The following is a 15,519-nucleotide window of genomic DNA, read 5'->3' as shown; positions in this document are numbered from 1 at the left end:
CTCCGCTTTTAGTCTGCACGCTCATTGATGGGCGCGCATATTGTACCTTTATTATACGATCATTTGCCACTGTGATTGCCATTGTAGAATCGCTGCAGTCAACACTGCATCGACACTATCATAATCGTTGGCATCCCCTAGGGAGAGTGATAACACCTTGGCGGCTGCGATGAGGTTCGCTATTGGATGCGTTGCATCAATCGCTGGCGCGTGATTTTGCTTGCTCAGTTTGCGTCCGTTAGGGTCAGTAACTAAGGGCAGGTGCAACCAGCGAGGGGTTCTTCCGCCTAATGTTTGCCACAGTGTTGCTTGCCAGAAGCTAGGAATTAACAAGTCCGAACCGCGCACAATATCGGTGATGCCTTGTGCTAGATCATCGACCACGACAGCTAATTGGTAGGCAAACAAACCATCACGGCGGCGTAGAATAAAATCTTCTTGGGCAAACTGGACCTCTGCCTCGACGTACTGGTGACGACGGTCAAATAAGTGAGTTTTCGCGTTGTCGTTTTTGAAGCGGATAGCATAAGGAGTCGGGCGTGGTTGGCGTGTTCTGCAGTAACCAGTGTAATACTCGCCCTGGGCACGTATTTGTTTTCGGCTACAATCACATTGATAAGTTTGCGCGCTGATATCAGCGAGCACGCGCGCATAGACGTCGTCGCGCTGGCTTTGGTAAATAACTGTTTCGTCCCAATGTAAATTGTGGGCTTCCAGTTGTTTGAGTATCTGCGTGTCGGCATCGGGGACGGCACGGGTTTTATCAACATCTTCGATGCGCACGAGCCATTGACCGTGGTGCGCGCGTGCATCCAAGAAGCTGCCCAATGCGGCAACAAGTGAGCCAAAGTGCAAAGGACCCGACGGGGTCGGTGCAAACCGACCCCGATAGCTATCAGAAGACTGAGGTTGAATCGGTTTAAGCACCGGTCATCTGTTTTTCTTTAATCTCTGCAAGCGTTTTGCAGTCGACACAAAGGTCGGCTGTTGGGCGTGCCTCTAACCGGCGGATGCCAATTTCGATGCCACATGAATCGCAGAAACCGAAGTCATCTTCCTCGATTTTTTGCAGAGTTTTCTCGATCTTTTTGATAAGTTTGCGTTCGCGATCACGCGTGCGCAACTCAATACTGAACTCTTCCTCTTGAGCGGCTCTATCGACCGGATCAGGGAAGTTTGCAGCTTCATCTTTCATGTGGTGAACCGTACGGTCCACTTCCTGGCGTAATTGGCGGCGCCACTCTTCTAGAATTTTGCGAAAGTGAGCTAATTGCTCATCATTCATGTATTCTTCGCCCGGCTTCTCTTGATACGGCTCTAGCCCGGCAAGCGCCAGGATGCCATGCGTTTTCTTCTTGCCCTCTGGCATCATGGTTCTCCTACAGTTAATTCGCTGCTCTTAAATTAAACAAGCTGAAAAAAAGGACGCTACATATAGCAGAAAGGCCATCCTAAGGCAACGTCTTTTCGTACTTTTTGAACACTCATACAGCCTGTATTATTCGTGACTCAGCATGACAGGTAACACACCGGTAGCTCGTATACCTTGCTCATTTATATCGGTGCTTAATGCATAAAACTCGACGCCTTTTTGCGCTGCATTAATACAGGCGTTTGCATATTTTGGATCGATGTGGGCGGCAGGTTTTACGTGGTCTGCGCCAGAGTGCATGCAGACGTATAGCATTACCGCTCGGTGACCTTGCTCACGCATGTGTTCGAGCTCTTGCACGTGCTTTATTGCTCGAGCGCTCACGGTGTCGGGGAAGTAGCCGCATTGTTGCTCAACCAGGGTGACGCTTTTGACCTCTACGTAACACTTTGCGCCCGTATTACTTTCACCGAGCCAATCAATACGACTGTTTTGCTCGCCGTAGCGTTGTTCAGCAAGCCACTCGTTGAACTCAGCGAGCTCGGTGATAAGCCCCTGCTGTAATGCCTCACCGGCAACTTGGTTTGCCCGCTGGGTATTGATAACAATCCAATCACTGGCAAAGTTTTGTGCTAACTCCCAAGTCTTTGCATATTTGCGCTTGGGATTATCTGATACACTACACCATACTTTGTAGCCTGGTTCCGCGCAGCCTGTCATGGCGCCGGTGTTAGGGCAATGAACTGTTTCGATACTTTGGGGTTGTGCAGCAAACTCGATATCCGCTAAAAATCGTTTATATCGTTGGTGTAAGATACCCACTTCGAGTGGCTTGTTAAATTGCATGACTGTCCTTATAACCCTAAAGTAAACGCATCGACAAATTAATGGGAGATGATTCTGATGTCTAGTTCAGTAAATGTTTTTCTAACTTTAGATAAACCTGCGGCGTTCTTAAAGCAGTCGGCTTTAGTGAGTCACTCCGACCAAGGCGTTAACGTTCATGTTGGATCGGACAGCGTTGAAAACTTACGGAAAATCCAAAAAGCAGGCCGTCATCTTGATGGACAGGGTTATGCTTCAGTTCAACTCGCTGGCGCGGGTTGGGATATGGAAAGTCAGTGGGCATTCTATCAAGGTTTTAATTCAACCATGTCAGACAATACAGTGGCATGGAACGAAACCGATGAAGGAGTCGCCTCACAGCTTGATGATATGCGAGCGGCTAATCAATTTACTCGCGAACTGGTGAACTTGTCGGCCGAAGAAATCTATCCGTTAAGCTTAGCTGAGCGCGTCAGTGAGCATTTAAAGAGTATTGCGCCAGAGAATGTCAGTGCACGTTTTATTGTCGGCGATGAACTCAAAAACGAAGGTTGGATGGGTATTTATACTGTCGGTCGCGCGAGCCAACATGCGCCTGTGCTGGCTGTCATCGATTACAACCCGACGGGCGATGAAAACGCGCCTGTTGATTACGCGCTCGTGGGTAAAGGTATTACGTATGACTCGGGCGGTTATAGTATCAAGCCAAGTGAAGGTATGTTGAGCATGAAGTGCGATATGGGTGGCGCCGCGACGCTCGCCGGTGCACTTTCAACGGCCATTCGTCGAGGCCTGAATAAACGCGTGAAGCTATTCTTGTGCTGCGCAGAGAACATGATCAGTGGCAAAGCCTACAAGCTGGGCGATATCATTACTTATAAAAATGGGCTTCGCGTGGAAGTGGTCAATACCGATGCTGAAGGGCGACTCGTGCTAGCCGATGGCTTAATGGCTGCAGGTGAAGCGGGGGCTAAGCAGGTGATCGATGCTGCGACGCTGACCGGTGCCGCGCAAATGGCTGTGGGCAATGAGTTTAATGCGGTGTTCAGTATTGATGAACAGGCAGCGGCGCTTGCGCTGAACTGCGCTGCACAAGAGAACGAGCTTTTATGGCGCTTGCCGTTGGCAACATGGCATATGGAAAATACACCTTCACCTTTTGCAGACTGTGCGAATAGTCGTCCACAGAAAGGTGGCGGTGCAGGTGGTGCAAGCAACGCGGCTGGCTTTTTACTGCGTTTTGCACCGAATGATGGACAAGGTTGGTTGCACTTTGATTTGGCCGGTGCGTATCAGAAGTCATCAACGCCAATGTGGGCTGCGGGCGCGACAGCGATGGGCGCACGCACAATCGCTGCAACCTTATTGGCTGATTAATGTATGACGAGTAGGCTGACGTGTTAAACCTACCGATTGATGCGATTAAGCTATCTTTACTCGAGCGCTGCCCAGGCGCTCGAGTTGTTATAGAAGCCCCTCCCGGGGCAGGTAAATCGACCGCTCTACCCTTACATTTACTGGCTTCAAGTGCTCTTCACGGTGACAATGAAGGGCTCATTGTTTTATTACAACCGCGGCGAGTCGCTGCCCTATCAATAGCGAATTTTCTAGCAGAACAACTCAATGAATCTGTCGGTAAAACCATCGGCTACAGTATTCGCGGCGATTCAAAACGCAGCCAAGATACACGGCTAATGGTTATTACAGAGGGTATATTCACTCGCTGGTTGCAACAAGATCCCGAGTTACATGAGATTACCACTGTCATTTTTGACGAATTTCACGAACGTAACATACACAGCGACTTGAGCCTTGGCTTGGTGCTAGACTTGCTGCCATTACGGCCCGAGCTAAATTTGATAATCATGTCGGCTACCTTACCGGGGGAAGCGCTAACGACCTGGCTCACGAACGCGACAGAACAACGCTTTGAGTTGCTCTCAGTAGACGTGAAACGGTTTGATCTTGATGTTCATTATCGACCCCCCTCTCGCCTAGAACGATGGTTAGAAGAGAGCGTACCGGTTATTGTGGAAGCTTTTCAACACGCACGTAAAGGAGTGTTAGTATTCTTGCCTGGGATGCGCGAGATCAAGTATGTTGAGCAACGTCTACAGGAGACGTTAATAGGTGAGGATGTGTCTATTTTGCATGGTAGCCTAACCGCCGATGTGCAACAGCAGGTGATTCGTGCGGGCGCTAGTAAACGGGTGGTTTTGGCTACTAATATCGCTGAGACCTCACTCACCATTGAAGGTATTGATACGGTAGTTGATACGGGGCGAGAACGACAATCCGTATATTTGCCTCAATATCGAGACAGTCGTCTCACAACGGCAATGATCGCTAAATCCAATAGTGAGCAACGGGCAGGTCGTGCAGCGAGACAGCAGCCTGGTAGAGCCTACCGATTATGGAGTGAAGATACTCAACAGCGCTTAGCCGCGTATAGCCCACCCGATGTAGCCACTCAAGAGCTAACGGATTTGATCGTTCAAGTCAAAGCGTGGGGAACAGAAGTAGAGGAGCTTAACTGGTTTACTCCACCGGATAGCGCGTTAGTCGAAGCCGCTAAAGACACGCTGACTGATATGGGGTTGTTAAAAGAGCAACGACTAACGCTTGCGGGACAAGAAGTCGCTGGCTTTGGAACCGATATTAGACTGTCGTGTATAGCATTACACGCCCGGGGTAAACTTCCTGAAGGAAAGCAGCGCGCACTAGCGCAGTGGCTAGCGACTTATGAGCAGCCCGATAAACGCTTCACAAATAGTGATAGCGTGATTTCCGCTCAGCAACATTTTCGTAACGCAACACGCGGTTCGATATGGTGGAAGCGGTTTGCGTATTGGTGTCAGGTATTTTCAATCGAACGGCAAGGCGCTACACAGTTTGAAGATATCGAAGAGGCCGTATTATTTGGCTTTGCTGACCGCATTGCTTATCAGGATAGGACTGATGAGGCACAACTTGCAAGTGGGGCGCGTATTTACGATTTGCAGAACTCATTTGGTAATCGAAACAACTCATCCTACTTTATCGCTACGCAACTGAGCTTGAGCGAAAAGCAACGTCATAACCGGCTGATCGGATATTTATCGATCGACAAACACAGGCTGCTGAGTCATCCCGCAGTAGGTTTGGTCGAACGAGAGGTTTACAATTGGACTAAAGACGGCGAGCGGCTCATAAAAACCAGTGAGCAGATGTGTGGCGCACTTGTCTTGGATAGGCATCAGGAGCCCGCCGCATTAACAAGAGACGCACTTAATGATGCTTTGACTCATTGGTTGCGGGCTGAAGGCCTTAGCGCCATCGGCTGGAACAGCGGTACCGCGGGGTTATTAGCCAGGCTACAATTTCTATATCGCGCACGACCTGAACTGTTTAATATCGCCCCGTATGAAACGGACTTACTTGAGCACTTGGCCGATTGGGCATTGCCTTATTGGCATGGTATGACGAGCTTAAGACAGTTGAGGGGATGGCAACCAAATGAGGCGTTACTCAATACGCTGACTTACGAGGGGCAGCAACTGTTGGATAAGTGGTGCCCGACGCATTGGTTGGCGCCCAGTGGTCGACGCGTCATCATTGATTATCCGAGTGGCACAGAGTCTGAGCGCTCACCAAAGGTTGCAATAAAGTTGCAAGAAGCTTTTGGTGAAGTCGCATCACCTACCGTGCTAAACGGACAAGTCGCCATTGCAATAGATTTGCTCTCACCGGCAGGTCGGTTATTGCAACGAACGCATGATTTGGCTTCTTTTTGGCGTTCAGGCTATCAGGAAGTTAAAAAGGAGATGCGCGGACGGTATCCGAAGCATCCATGGCCCGATGATCCGACACACGCAATTGCTACAGTAAAAACGAAGCGACAACTGAATGACAAGTAAACCCTGGTTAAACTACATTATTAAAACAGGCCTAAAACTCGGGCTGATTGTGGTCGTTATTTCGGCTTTCTATCTAATCTATTTGGACGCCACCCTCACGCGAGTTTTTGCCAATCAACGCTATCAGGCGCCTGCACTGGTCTATGCGGCGGAAAAAACACTTCGTGTGGGTGATTCGATAAGTCAGGCGCAAGTGATTGATGTACTTGAGCGTTTAAGTTACCAGCGCAGTAGTTCAACCGAAGCAACAGGATACTTTTCGGTTGCTGGCGATAGACTCATGGTGCATCGAAGGCCGTTTGACTTTGCTGACGGGCCCAAGATGTCGCAACGCGTTGAGCTAAACTTTCATCGTGGAAAAATTGCAACCATTGTGAGTTGGCCAGACGGACGTCAGCTACAGCACATTCAACTGGAGCCTCAGCTCATTGGTCGCATTAACTCGCTGAGCAATGAAGATCGCTTGTTAGTGGGATTAGAGATGATCCCGAGCCTGATGACTGAGACACTAATATTGGTTGAAGACAAAAATTTCTACCATCACTCTGGCGTTTCACCTCTCTCAGTGCTGCGTGCACTCGCTGCAAATATCCGCGCGGGTCGAACGGTGCAAGGTGGTAGCACGCTGACTCAACAGCTCGTTAAGAACCTCTATCTGACACGCGAACAAACATTGTGGCGTAAGTTCCACGAAGCGATGATGTCATTAGTCATCGATTATCGGTTCGACAAAAACACGATCCTCGAAACTTACTTTAATGAAGTTTATTTTGGTCAAGACGGACGCCATGCGATTCATGGGGTAGGGCTTGCAAGTCATTATTACTTTGGGCGTCAGGTGCAGGAACTAACCGCTGATCAGGTGGCAATGCTGATTGCGATGGTTAAAGGACCTTCTTACTATGACCCGAGACGTTATCCTGAACGCGTACGTCAGCGCCGAGATCTCGTGTTAAGGCTAATGTATGAAAACGATTTATTGAGTAAACCGGATTTTATCGCAGCGATCGAGACTGACATCAAAGTACGTGCTTCGCGTCGACTAGTAGAGGATAGCTTTCCTCACTATCTTGAGCGTGTAAAAGATGAGCTTAGTCGCATCAAGCTACCACCAAATTGGCAAGAAAATGGTCTCAAAATCTTCACAGCACTGGATATCGAAGCACAGCATCGCGCTGAACGCGTCATGGCTGATGGTATTCCTGGTCGGGAGATTCAAGACTTAGAAGGTGCTTTCGTCGTCAGTGATTACCAACATGGAAATATTGTCGCCTTGGTCGGTGGTCGCAATGCGAATCAAGTTGGCTTTAACCGTGCGATTAAGGCGTTGAGACCGATAGGCTCACTCATTAAACCCATTATTTATGCCACCGCAATGAGCGAGTCCGAGACAATGGGTCTGAATAGTCACGTTGTTGATGAGGCCGTTACGTTAACGGATGAGCGTGGTAAGCCGTGGAAGCCCCAAAACTACGATGACGAGTTTTGGGGAGACATGACAATTTATGACGCGCTCGTTTATTCGCGCAATCTGCCAGCAGTCCGTATTGGTTTGCAAGTAGGTGTTGAGAGGCTGATTACCCAATTAAGAAAAATGGGTGTAGTAACACCGATTCGTGACTATCCATCCCTTACACTGGGTGCTGTCGAAATGTCACCCCTAGCGGTTTCCCGGGTATTTTCTAGCATTGCAAATGACGGTGTATTTCAACCATTGAAAGCGATCAATGCGATTACTACGCACGACGGGCTACCGGTGTACGAAAATGCAAAAGAGGTTAAAAAACGTGTATTAAGTTCTAAAGTCGCGTACTTAACTCGCTATGCGATGGCAGGGGTAGTCAGTAAAGGGACGGCACATGCGTTAGGCGAGGCGTTTCCGGGGACACCGATGGCTGGCAAAACAGGGACTACAAATGACTACAAAGACAGCTGGTTTGTATCTATCGATGGACGCTATGTGGTGACTGCTTGGCTCGGTACAGATGATAACAAAACCACTTGGTTAAGCGGCAGTTCGGGCGCCTTACCAATGGTGTCACGCTTTTATCAGCAAGTTAAGCCAGAGCCGCTATCGCTCGTTCCTGTCGAAGGATTGACGTTCCAGAGCTTTCACCAAAAACAAGGCACGAGGATTCCGGATAATTGTCAGCAAGCGATTGTTTTACCTGCTATACCTAAACCGCTTGCTGAAAATATGAATTGTGACGCCCAAGTGGAGGAGAAAAGCTGGCTTGAGCGTCTATTTGGTGGTTAAGCTGAGAGTTCGCTAAACGCGATCTTAGCAGCCGCCAAAGTGTCTTCAATGTCTTGTTCGGAGTGAGCAGCAGACATAAATCCACCTTCGAAGGCAGAAGGTGCTAAATAGACACCTTGCTTGAGCATGCTGTGATAAAACGCTTTAAAGTGCTCCATATTGCACTCGGTAGCTTGTTTATATGAAGTCACTTGTTTCTCTTTAGTGAAGAAGAAACCAAACATCGAACCGGCGCGATTAGTGGTAAACGGGATACCCGCCTCGTCCGCGAGTTGTTGCATGCCGTCGAGTAATTGATCGACACGCGCGTATAACTGCTCGTAAAGTCCTTCCTGACTTAATTGTGACAGTGCGGCAAGTCCTGCCGACATGGCTACTGGGTTGCCGGATAAGGTACCTGCTTGGTAGACCGGACCCGTTGGCGCGATATGGTCCATGACTTCCTTTTTACCTCCGAAGGCACCCACAGGCATACCGCCACCAATGACTTTACCCAAGGTGGTTAGATCGGGAGTTACGTTGTAACGCTCTTGTGCGCCACCTGGGGCCGCACGGAAGCCACTCATGACTTCATCAAAAATAAGTACTGAACTGTAGTCGTCACAAATCGTGCGTAAGCCTTCTAGGAAGCCAGGTACGGGAGGGATACAGTTCATATTGCCAGCAACGGGTTCAACAATAATACAGGCGATTTGGTCGCCATACTGAGCAAAAATATCTTTAACAGAGTCAATATTGTTGTACTCAACTGTCAACGTGTGCTTTGCAAAATCTTCTGGGATACCCGGTGAATTGGGTACGCCAAGGGTCAGAGCACCGGAGCCAGCCTTAACCAAGAGTGCGTCGGCGTGACCGTGATAGTTACCCTCAAACTTAAGGATCTTATCGCGACCGGTATAGCCACGCGCTAAACGAATCGCTGTCATGGTCGCCTCGGTGCCAGAGTTCACCATGCGTACTTTTTCAATAGACGGTACCAACTCACGGATCTTCTCTGCCATGGTGATTTCGACTTCGGTCGGTGTACCAAAGCTTAAACCCCGCTGCGCTGCTGTGATGGTGGCGTCTAAAACGACTTGATTATTATGACCTAGGATCATCGGACCCCAAGAACCCACGTAATCAATGTAGCGCTGACCATCGGCATCAAACATGTATGCACCATCGGCGCGCTCAATAAAAATAGGGCTGCCGCCCACACCGTTAAATGCACGTACCGGCGAATTTACGCCGCCTGGAATACTAATTTGTGCTTGCGTAAATAATTGTTCTGAACGACTCATGAACAGTTCCTTAAACTTGTTTGACAGATTTAACGCTTATCGCTGTACCAGTTTACCGGGCACTCATATTGGTCGACCTGATCGACAACACCCAAGGTGAGCGCGAACAGTGCCATCCGAATTAAGACGCCATTATCGGCTTGTCTGAATATCGCTAAATTCGGATTTTGGTTCAGATCGTTATCTAATTCGTTTGCTTCTGAGCGCGAATCACGCGGTAACGGGTGCATGATGACGGTATTAGGTTTGTAATGCTTGGTGTAGATATCTTGGTTTAACCGAAAACGTCCGCGGTATTGGTCAGCATCTTGAGGAGATGCAAAACGTTCTTGCTGGATACGCGTTTGGTAGACGATATCCGCATCGACGATACCCTCCATCGTTTCTGTGATATGGAAGGCATGACCCGCGGTATCGAGTGCATCGAGCACTGAGCTCGGCATTGATAGTTCGCGCGGCGAAATTAAAGTAAAGCGAACATTTTTATACATGGTCAGCAACTTCGACAACGAGTGTACAGTGCGTCCATACTTGAGGTCGCCGATCATGCAAATATGCATGTTATCAATAGTCTGGCCGTGGTAGGCAAGCTCTTTTTCAATGGTATACAAATCGAGTAAGGCTTGTGTTGGGTGTTCATTGGCACCATCGCCTCCATTAATCACTGGAACGCGGCTACCTTCAGAAAACTCAGCGACTGAACCCGATTTCGGGTGTCGCATTGCGATAACATCGCTATAGCTACTCAACACACGAGCCGTGTCATAAAGTGATTCACCTTTAGCAATCGCAGAACTTTCCATACCGGTTGTTTCGCGCACCTCACCACCGAGTAGGTTGAAAGCAGTGCCAAAGCTGACCCGTGTGCGGGTGGAGGGCTCAAAAAACAAGTTCCCGAGAATGGCGCCTTCGAGCACTTTTGTGCGCTTTTGACGTCGCGCGTAGGGTTGCATTTTATCCGCAACGGAGAAAATGTATTCGACACTGTCGCGATCAAATTGGTTGACCGAGAGGATGTTGGAGCCGGTGAAATTCATAACGTATAAAGCCCTTTGCCAGCGGATGTCACTGGACGCTCAGTATATCAGATATTGTCTGCAAAAAAATCAGAACGGCTTCACTATCGCTAAAATGACAATGGCAAATAACAATAACACGGGGAATTCGTTAAAAACGCGATAAAAACGATGGCTGCGCTTATTACGGTTGTTTTTAAAGTCACTTAGTAATTTAAAGCAGTAGCCGTGATACCCATACAGTAAAGCGACCAGGACCAGCTTTACGTGCAGCCAGCCAGAAGCTGCAATCCAAGCACTACCGTACATAGCCATTAAAGTTACACCAAAAATTAAAGTTAGAACGGCAAACGGCGTTACAAAATAGAGTAATTTTCGTTCCATTATTTTAAATTGTTCATCAACGGCTGGTTGATTGGACATGGCGTGATAGACAAACAAACGGGGTAGATAGAATATCCCGGCAAACCATGCCACCATAAATATGACATGCAAGGCTTTAATCCAAAGCAAAGTGGACATCGTGGGTACAGCTCCTCTTAGGCAAGTTCTCGTTGTAGTGCGCGACGTACGATTTCCCAGGTCACAATACCGCAGGGTTCGCCATTGTCTTGATCAAAAATGTAGACAGCGCCTCGACGCTGACCACTCAGTTCATCCCACACTTCAGACAAGGTCGAAGTGACCTTGAGGCCCTTAATGGGCATGTAATTAAGTGAAGGACTGTCGCCAGCGCCTATATCGTAAGTAACAATTCGATACTGCGGAAGGTTGTTGTCGTCGACATTCATGACAATAACGGTTTGGTTACTCGCTTTTTCTAATACATCTAAGAGCTCGTTTTGGGTCGGCTCCAGCAACAATTTAAATTGTGTCTCCATGACATGTTCAACTCCTGTTTTTTGCAACGCGACGGCGACAGGAGGAATTTGATAGGGCAGGTCTTGTAATTCTAGCTGTGCGATAAAGACAGACTTTGACCTAAACAGTTGGGACGAAATCAAATAGGCAGGAACGATAACCAGCATTGCGGGTACAATGATTTCGACACTGCCTGAGAGCTCTACAATGGCGAGTAGAGCGGCCATAGGCGCGTGAATACACGCAGCCAGTATTCCAGCCATGCCTAATAATATATAGGAGTCTAAGTGCTCCGCGCCAATTAACTGATATTGCACGAGGATATTGACGAATAACGCGGCGACCGCTGCACCCACGCCAAAGGCGGCGCCGATTAAGCCACCGGGTGTTCCCATGCCCAAGGCAATAGCGCTCGCGACGAGCTTAGCAAGTAGTAATGTTAAGAGTACGGCTTGTTGATCTTGGAACTGAACGACTTGTTGAATCGTCGATAGACCCGGGCCAAGACTGGTTGGGATTATGACAGCGAGAAAAGCGGTAATGAGTCCTGCGAATAGCAACCGCGTAAGCATTGCGGTGTCTTTTACCGTGTTCATGACGTCTAGCATGAGCTTTTTAAATAGCACGCCGATAATACCAACCGATATACCAAGCAGTATGACAAAGCCAAACTGAGACTCTGGCAATTCTTGCCCTTTCAACAACGTTAACTCGGTGGCGGGACCAAAAATTTGGTCAGTGATAATAGACCCTGCAACGGCTGCTAGCATGACGGGAATAAAGATATGAACTTTATATTCGCGCAGCACGACTTCCATCACCAACACCATTGCCGCCAATGGTGTATTGAAAGATGCTGCTATTGCCGCTGCGATTCCGCATGCAGCAAGTGTACGTACTGCGTTTTTGGGTGTATCAATGTGATAACCTAACCAAGTGCTGGCTGCCGCGCCTAAATGCACAGCCGGTCCCTCTCTTCCGACACTAAACCCTGCCGCCAATGCAATAATACCACCAAAAAATTGATTCACCGTACTACGCCAGGGAAGCATGCCATATTGCTGTTTCATACGATGGATTACGTAAGGGATACCGAGACGAACGCGCTTAGCTCTGGATAGCTTAAATAAAACGAACAAAGCCAGCGCGGCACCAACTGGTAGAGCAAACCGAGAAAAAGTCGGTAAAGGCTGTTGCCAGTGAGTCACATTACCGACAAGATAGGCACTTTGGTCAATAGCGAACCGGAATACGACAATAAAAAGAGCCGCGACAATGCCACCGAGTAGCCCTAATAAACAGATAGCAACCGTTGTTGTCGGGGCGGCGAGTTGTTTACGCGCTCGTTTAATTATCGCTTGCCGGGAAAATTGCATGTTTTTTGTCCTACACGCAGCTCGCAGGTGAGTGGGTCATTAATACGCACTAACATACCATGAATACCGAGAATAAACAGACGTTAACAAATGATGAAGTTTACAAATCTGCCTAAAAAACTCAAACAGCGTATAGGTCCGCTGGCTTTCTATCTCGGCATCATATCACTGCTGTGTGTAAGTATTTACTTTGCTTACTGGTTAGGTGGACGTTTGGCTGACGTTGACGAAAAAACCGTAGCGCAACAAAGCGAGCGTCTCGATCAACTTTACCAACAAATTGAAGGTTTAGAATATCAAACCAATGTGTTGAGTGTTGAACTTGATATTGAGCGCTCAGCAAATGAAGAGTTGCAGGCAGAGCTGACAGAGCTGCAAAATGACAACTATGCGCTACGACGAGATGTCGCTTTTTATCAGAAGATTATGGCGCCTGAGCTCGAGCAAGGTGGGGTGGTGATTGAGTCATTTGCGTTAACACCAAATGCCAATAAGCGACACTTCCATTTCTCTCTCGCTCTCTTACAGATTGAGCAGCGGCGACAATTTGTCGAAGGTAATATCACCATCGAATTGCAGGCACGAACCGGTGAAAAAACGGTGAAACGCTACAACTTACTTGAGCTAGCGAATATTGAACCACGACCTCACGCATTTTCAATGCGCTATTTTAGTTTGCTCGAAGGTGACTTTATTTTACCAGAAGGCGTACTTCCTGAGCACGTCGATGTTAGGGTGACGCTCACTCAGGGTGGACAAGGACAATTGGAACGTCGGTTTTACTGGACACAAAGTATACGTAAGAACCGCTCACTTGAGTTAGAAAGTAACCAGCAATCTTGACCTTAACGCCCGATATAAGCGAAAATTGCGTATTGAATACGCTCACCAAGGTGATGTTATGGCAGTAGAGCAAGCAATGCCGATCGAGTTCTCAGAACATGCGGCGGCCCAAGTTAAAAAGTTAATTTCCGAAGAAGAGAATCCAAACCTAAAGCTTCGTGTGTATGTCACGGGAGGCGGTTGCTCGGGATTTCAATATGGCTTTACCTTCGAAGAGCAGATAAACGCGGGTGATATGCAGATCGATAAGGATGGCGTTACGCTCGTTGTTGACCCTATGAGTTTACAATACTTAGTGGGTGGCGTTGTCGATTACGAAGAAGGCCTTCAAGGTTCGCGCTTTTTTGTGAACAATCCAAATGCGACAACGACCTGTGGTTGCGGGTCGAGCTTCTCAATTTAGCCAATAGGCTGAATTCATTTCAGCGTTTAGGTAGAATACTCCTATCCATTCCGATTTGAGGGAGTATTATGAGTTTATACGCAAAGCATTTAGAAACGGTTACGCAGCGTTTTGACAAGGCGCTAGAGGACAATCAGTTTGAGTCTGTGTTGGTCTACGCAGGTCAACCACGCGTTGCGTTTCTAGATGACAACCCCGCACCATATAAAGTAAACCCTCTGTTTAAATATTGGGTACCTGTACTTGAAAGCCCCAAAAGTGCTGTGTTCTACAAAAAAGGTGCCGGTAAGCCAATTGTTTATTTGTTTCAAGCACGCGATTTTTGGCACTCGCAAGCGAAAATCCCAGAAGAAGATTGGCAGCAACACGTTGATTTAAAAATCATCGATAGTTTAGATGCGATGGTTGCCGATCTGGGGAGTGAGCTTGAGAACTCAGCATTTATTGGCGAAGACTTTGCCGAACCGGTCTGTAGCTGGAACGTGAAAGCGCGTAACCCACAGGGCTTAATTGACCACTTGCACTTTCATCGAGCGGTTAAAACTGAATGGGAAGTAAATAACTTACGCGAAGCCAATAAGCTTGCAGCAAAAGCGCATGTCGCAGCTAAAGAAGCCTTCTATGCAGGCAAAAGTGAGCTCGAAATTCATGCGGACTACTTAGCTGCGATGAACTTCCGCGAGTCTCAGGTTCCTTACAATAGTATCGTCGCGTTAAATGAACACCCTGCGATTCTGCACTATGATGTGTACGACACTGAAGCACCTGCTGTGAGCCGGTCGTTTCTGATTGACGCGGGTTCATTATATAAGGGCTATTGCGCTGATATCACACGCACTTACGCGAAAGAAGAAGGTTTTTACGCCGATTTGATTAGCGCCGTCGATGCTGCACAACAAGAGCTCCTGACTGAAATCAAGCCGGGGGTGAGCTATTACGACTTACACGTGTCGATGCACCATAAAATTGCGGCTATCTTAGAGCAGTTCGACTTTATCACGATTGACGCAGCGTCAGCGTATGAAAAAGGTATCACCAGTGCCTTTATGCCGCATGGTTTAGGTCACTTCATTGGACTACAAGTGCACGATGTAGGGGGCTTCTTAAAGAATGATAAAGGTGATAGTTACCCACGTAATGAACGCCACCCATTCTTACGCTTGTTACGCGATGTGGAAGTAGGACAAGTGTTCACGATTGAGCCAGGCTTATACGTTGTTGACCAGTTGCTTGAGGAGTTCGAAGGTAGCTCAGATATCAATTGGCAACGCGTGGATGAACTTCGTCCATACGGCGGCGTGCGTATTGAGGATAGTATTGTGGTGGGCGAAACCGAGAATGAAAATTTAACGCGTGATGCGTTTAAAGAGCTCGGCGCTGAATAATA

13 protein-coding genes are annotated in these 15,519 nt (G+C 48.0%); 6 read left to right on the top strand and 7 right to left on the bottom strand.

What is annotated here, in order from left to right; translation table 11 throughout:
* Positions 1–51 precede the first annotated feature (51 nt).
* From gluQRS to sfsA, 3 genes are all read right to left on the bottom strand, one after another.
* A complete protein-coding gene (gluQRS, locus tag OS145_RS01880; RefSeq protein WP_006954309.1) occupies positions 52–927 on the bottom strand; it encodes a tRNA glutamyl-Q(34) synthetase GluQRS in 876 nt (291 codons plus the stop codon).
* A complete protein-coding gene (gene dksA, locus OS145_RS01875; protein ID WP_006954308.1) occupies positions 920–1,369 on the bottom strand; it encodes an RNA polymerase-binding protein DksA in 450 nt (149 codons plus the stop codon). Before dksA ends, gluQRS begins: the two co-directional genes overlap by 8 nt.
* Before the next feature lie 129 nt (positions 1,370–1,498).
* Positions 1,499–2,218 (bottom strand): DNA/RNA nuclease SfsA, encoded by a 720-nt coding sequence (gene sfsA / locus OS145_RS01870; protein WP_006954307.1) that lies wholly within the window; start codon positions 2,216–2,218, stop codon positions 1,499–1,501.
* Positions 2,219–2,275: 57 nt separating this feature from the next.
* Here sfsA and pepB point away from each other — a divergent pair, with 57 nt between their 5' ends.
* Genes pepB through mrcB form a run of 3 tightly spaced genes read left to right on the top strand, consistent with a single transcriptional unit; the run spans position 2,276 to position 8,350 of the window.
* Entirely contained in the window at positions 2,276–3,574 is a 1,299-nt protein-coding gene (gene pepB / locus OS145_RS01865; protein ID WP_006954306.1) for an aminopeptidase PepB, read from the top strand.
* Between the two features lie 20 nt (positions 3,575–3,594).
* The gene (gene hrpB, locus OS145_RS01860; protein WP_006954305.1) at positions 3,595–6,093 is read left to right on the top strand and encodes an ATP-dependent helicase HrpB; all 2,499 of its coding nucleotides are present in this window, start codon (positions 3,595–3,597) and stop codon (positions 6,091–6,093) included.
* Complete coding sequence (gene mrcB, locus OS145_RS01855) at positions 6,083–8,350, top strand: penicillin-binding protein 1B (protein ID WP_006954304.1); 2,268 nt, start codon at positions 6,083–6,085, stop codon at positions 8,348–8,350. The genes hrpB and mrcB overlap by 11 nt, the downstream gene beginning before the upstream one ends.
* Here the strand turns inward: mrcB and hemL are convergent.
* From hemL to OS145_RS01835, 4 genes are all read right to left on the bottom strand, one after another.
* Complete coding sequence (gene hemL / locus OS145_RS01850) at positions 8,347–9,633, bottom strand: glutamate-1-semialdehyde 2,1-aminomutase (protein WP_006954303.1); 1,287 nt, start codon at positions 9,631–9,633, stop codon at positions 8,347–8,349. The two genes, mrcB and hemL, sit on opposite strands and share 4 nt — an antisense overlap.
* Positions 9,634–9,662: 29 nt before the next feature.
* A complete protein-coding gene (locus tag OS145_RS01845; RefSeq protein ID WP_006954301.1) occupies positions 9,663–10,670 on the bottom strand; it encodes an aspartate carbamoyltransferase in 1,008 nt (335 codons plus the stop codon).
* A 69-nt stretch (positions 10,671–10,739) separates the two neighbouring features.
* Complete coding sequence (gene hemJ, locus OS145_RS01840; RefSeq protein WP_006954299.1) at positions 10,740–11,171, bottom strand: protoporphyrinogen oxidase HemJ; 432 nt, start codon at positions 11,169–11,171, stop codon at positions 10,740–10,742.
* Positions 11,172–11,188: 17 nt separating this feature from the next.
* Positions 11,189–12,886, bottom strand: coding sequence for a chloride channel protein (locus tag OS145_RS01835; RefSeq protein ID WP_006954297.1), 1,698 nt, complete (start codon positions 12,884–12,886; stop codon positions 11,189–11,191).
* Positions 12,887–12,976: 90 nt separating this feature from the next.
* Between OS145_RS01835 and OS145_RS01830 the strand changes: the two genes are divergently transcribed.
* The 3 genes from OS145_RS01830 to pepQ all read left to right on the top strand — a co-directional run bounded on the left by OS145_RS01830 (position 12,977) and on the right by pepQ (position 15,517).
* A complete protein-coding gene (locus tag OS145_RS01830) occupies positions 12,977–13,729 on the top strand; it encodes a DUF6776 family protein (RefSeq protein ID WP_006954295.1) in 753 nt (250 codons plus the stop codon).
* Positions 13,730–13,787: 58 nt separating this feature from the next.
* Entirely contained in the window at positions 13,788–14,132 is a 345-nt protein-coding gene (gene erpA, locus OS145_RS01825) for an iron-sulfur cluster insertion protein ErpA (RefSeq protein ID WP_006954293.1), read from the top strand.
* A gap of 68 nt (positions 14,133–14,200) precedes the next feature.
* Positions 14,201–15,517: a Xaa-Pro dipeptidase gene (pepQ, locus tag OS145_RS01820; protein ID WP_006954291.1), complete on the top strand. Its 1,317-nt coding sequence runs from the start codon at positions 14,201–14,203 to the stop codon at positions 15,515–15,517.
* The last annotated feature ends 2 nt before the right edge of the window (positions 15,518–15,519 follow it).

It is taken from the genome of Idiomarina baltica OS145 (assembly GCF_000152885.1).
GTDB classification, from domain to species: Bacteria; Pseudomonadota; Gammaproteobacteria; order Enterobacterales; family Alteromonadaceae; genus Idiomarina; species Idiomarina baltica.
This window is presented reverse-complemented; position numbering and strand designations above follow the sequence as displayed.

What these genes read in the sequence shown, in the direction of transcription:
- dksA (WP_006954308.1), bottom strand. Translation starts at nt 1,369, where the DNA reads ATGCCAGAGGGCAAGAAGAAAACGCATGGCATCCTGGCGCTTGCCGGG.
- sfsA (WP_006954307.1), bottom strand. Translation starts at nt 2,218, where the DNA reads ATGCAATTTAACAAGCCACTCGAAGTGGGTATCTTACACCAACGATAT.
- pepB (WP_006954306.1), top strand. Translation starts at nt 2,276, where the DNA reads ATGTCTAGTTCAGTAAATGTTTTTCTAACTTTAGATAAACCTGCGGCG.
- mrcB (WP_006954304.1), top strand. Translation starts at nt 6,083, where the DNA reads ATGACAAGTAAACCCTGGTTAAACTACATTATTAAAACAGGCCTAAAA.
- hemL (WP_006954303.1), bottom strand. Translation starts at nt 9,633, where the DNA reads ATGAGTCGTTCAGAACAATTATTTACGCAAGCACAAATTAGTATTCCA.
- OS145_RS01845 (WP_006954301.1), bottom strand. Translation starts at nt 10,670, where the DNA reads ATGAATTTCACCGGCTCCAACATCCTCTCGGTCAACCAATTTGATCGC.
- hemJ (WP_006954299.1), bottom strand. Translation starts at nt 11,171, where the DNA reads ATGTCCACTTTGCTTTGGATTAAAGCCTTGCATGTCATATTTATGGTG.
- OS145_RS01835 (WP_006954297.1), bottom strand. Translation starts at nt 12,886, where the DNA reads ATGCAATTTTCCCGGCAAGCGATAATTAAACGAGCGCGTAAACAACTC.
- OS145_RS01830 (WP_006954295.1), top strand. Translation starts at nt 12,977, where the DNA reads ATGATGAAGTTTACAAATCTGCCTAAAAAACTCAAACAGCGTATAGGT.
- erpA (WP_006954293.1), top strand. Translation starts at nt 13,788, where the DNA reads ATGGCAGTAGAGCAAGCAATGCCGATCGAGTTCTCAGAACATGCGGCG.
- pepQ (WP_006954291.1), top strand. Translation starts at nt 14,201, where the DNA reads ATGAGTTTATACGCAAAGCATTTAGAAACGGTTACGCAGCGTTTTGAC.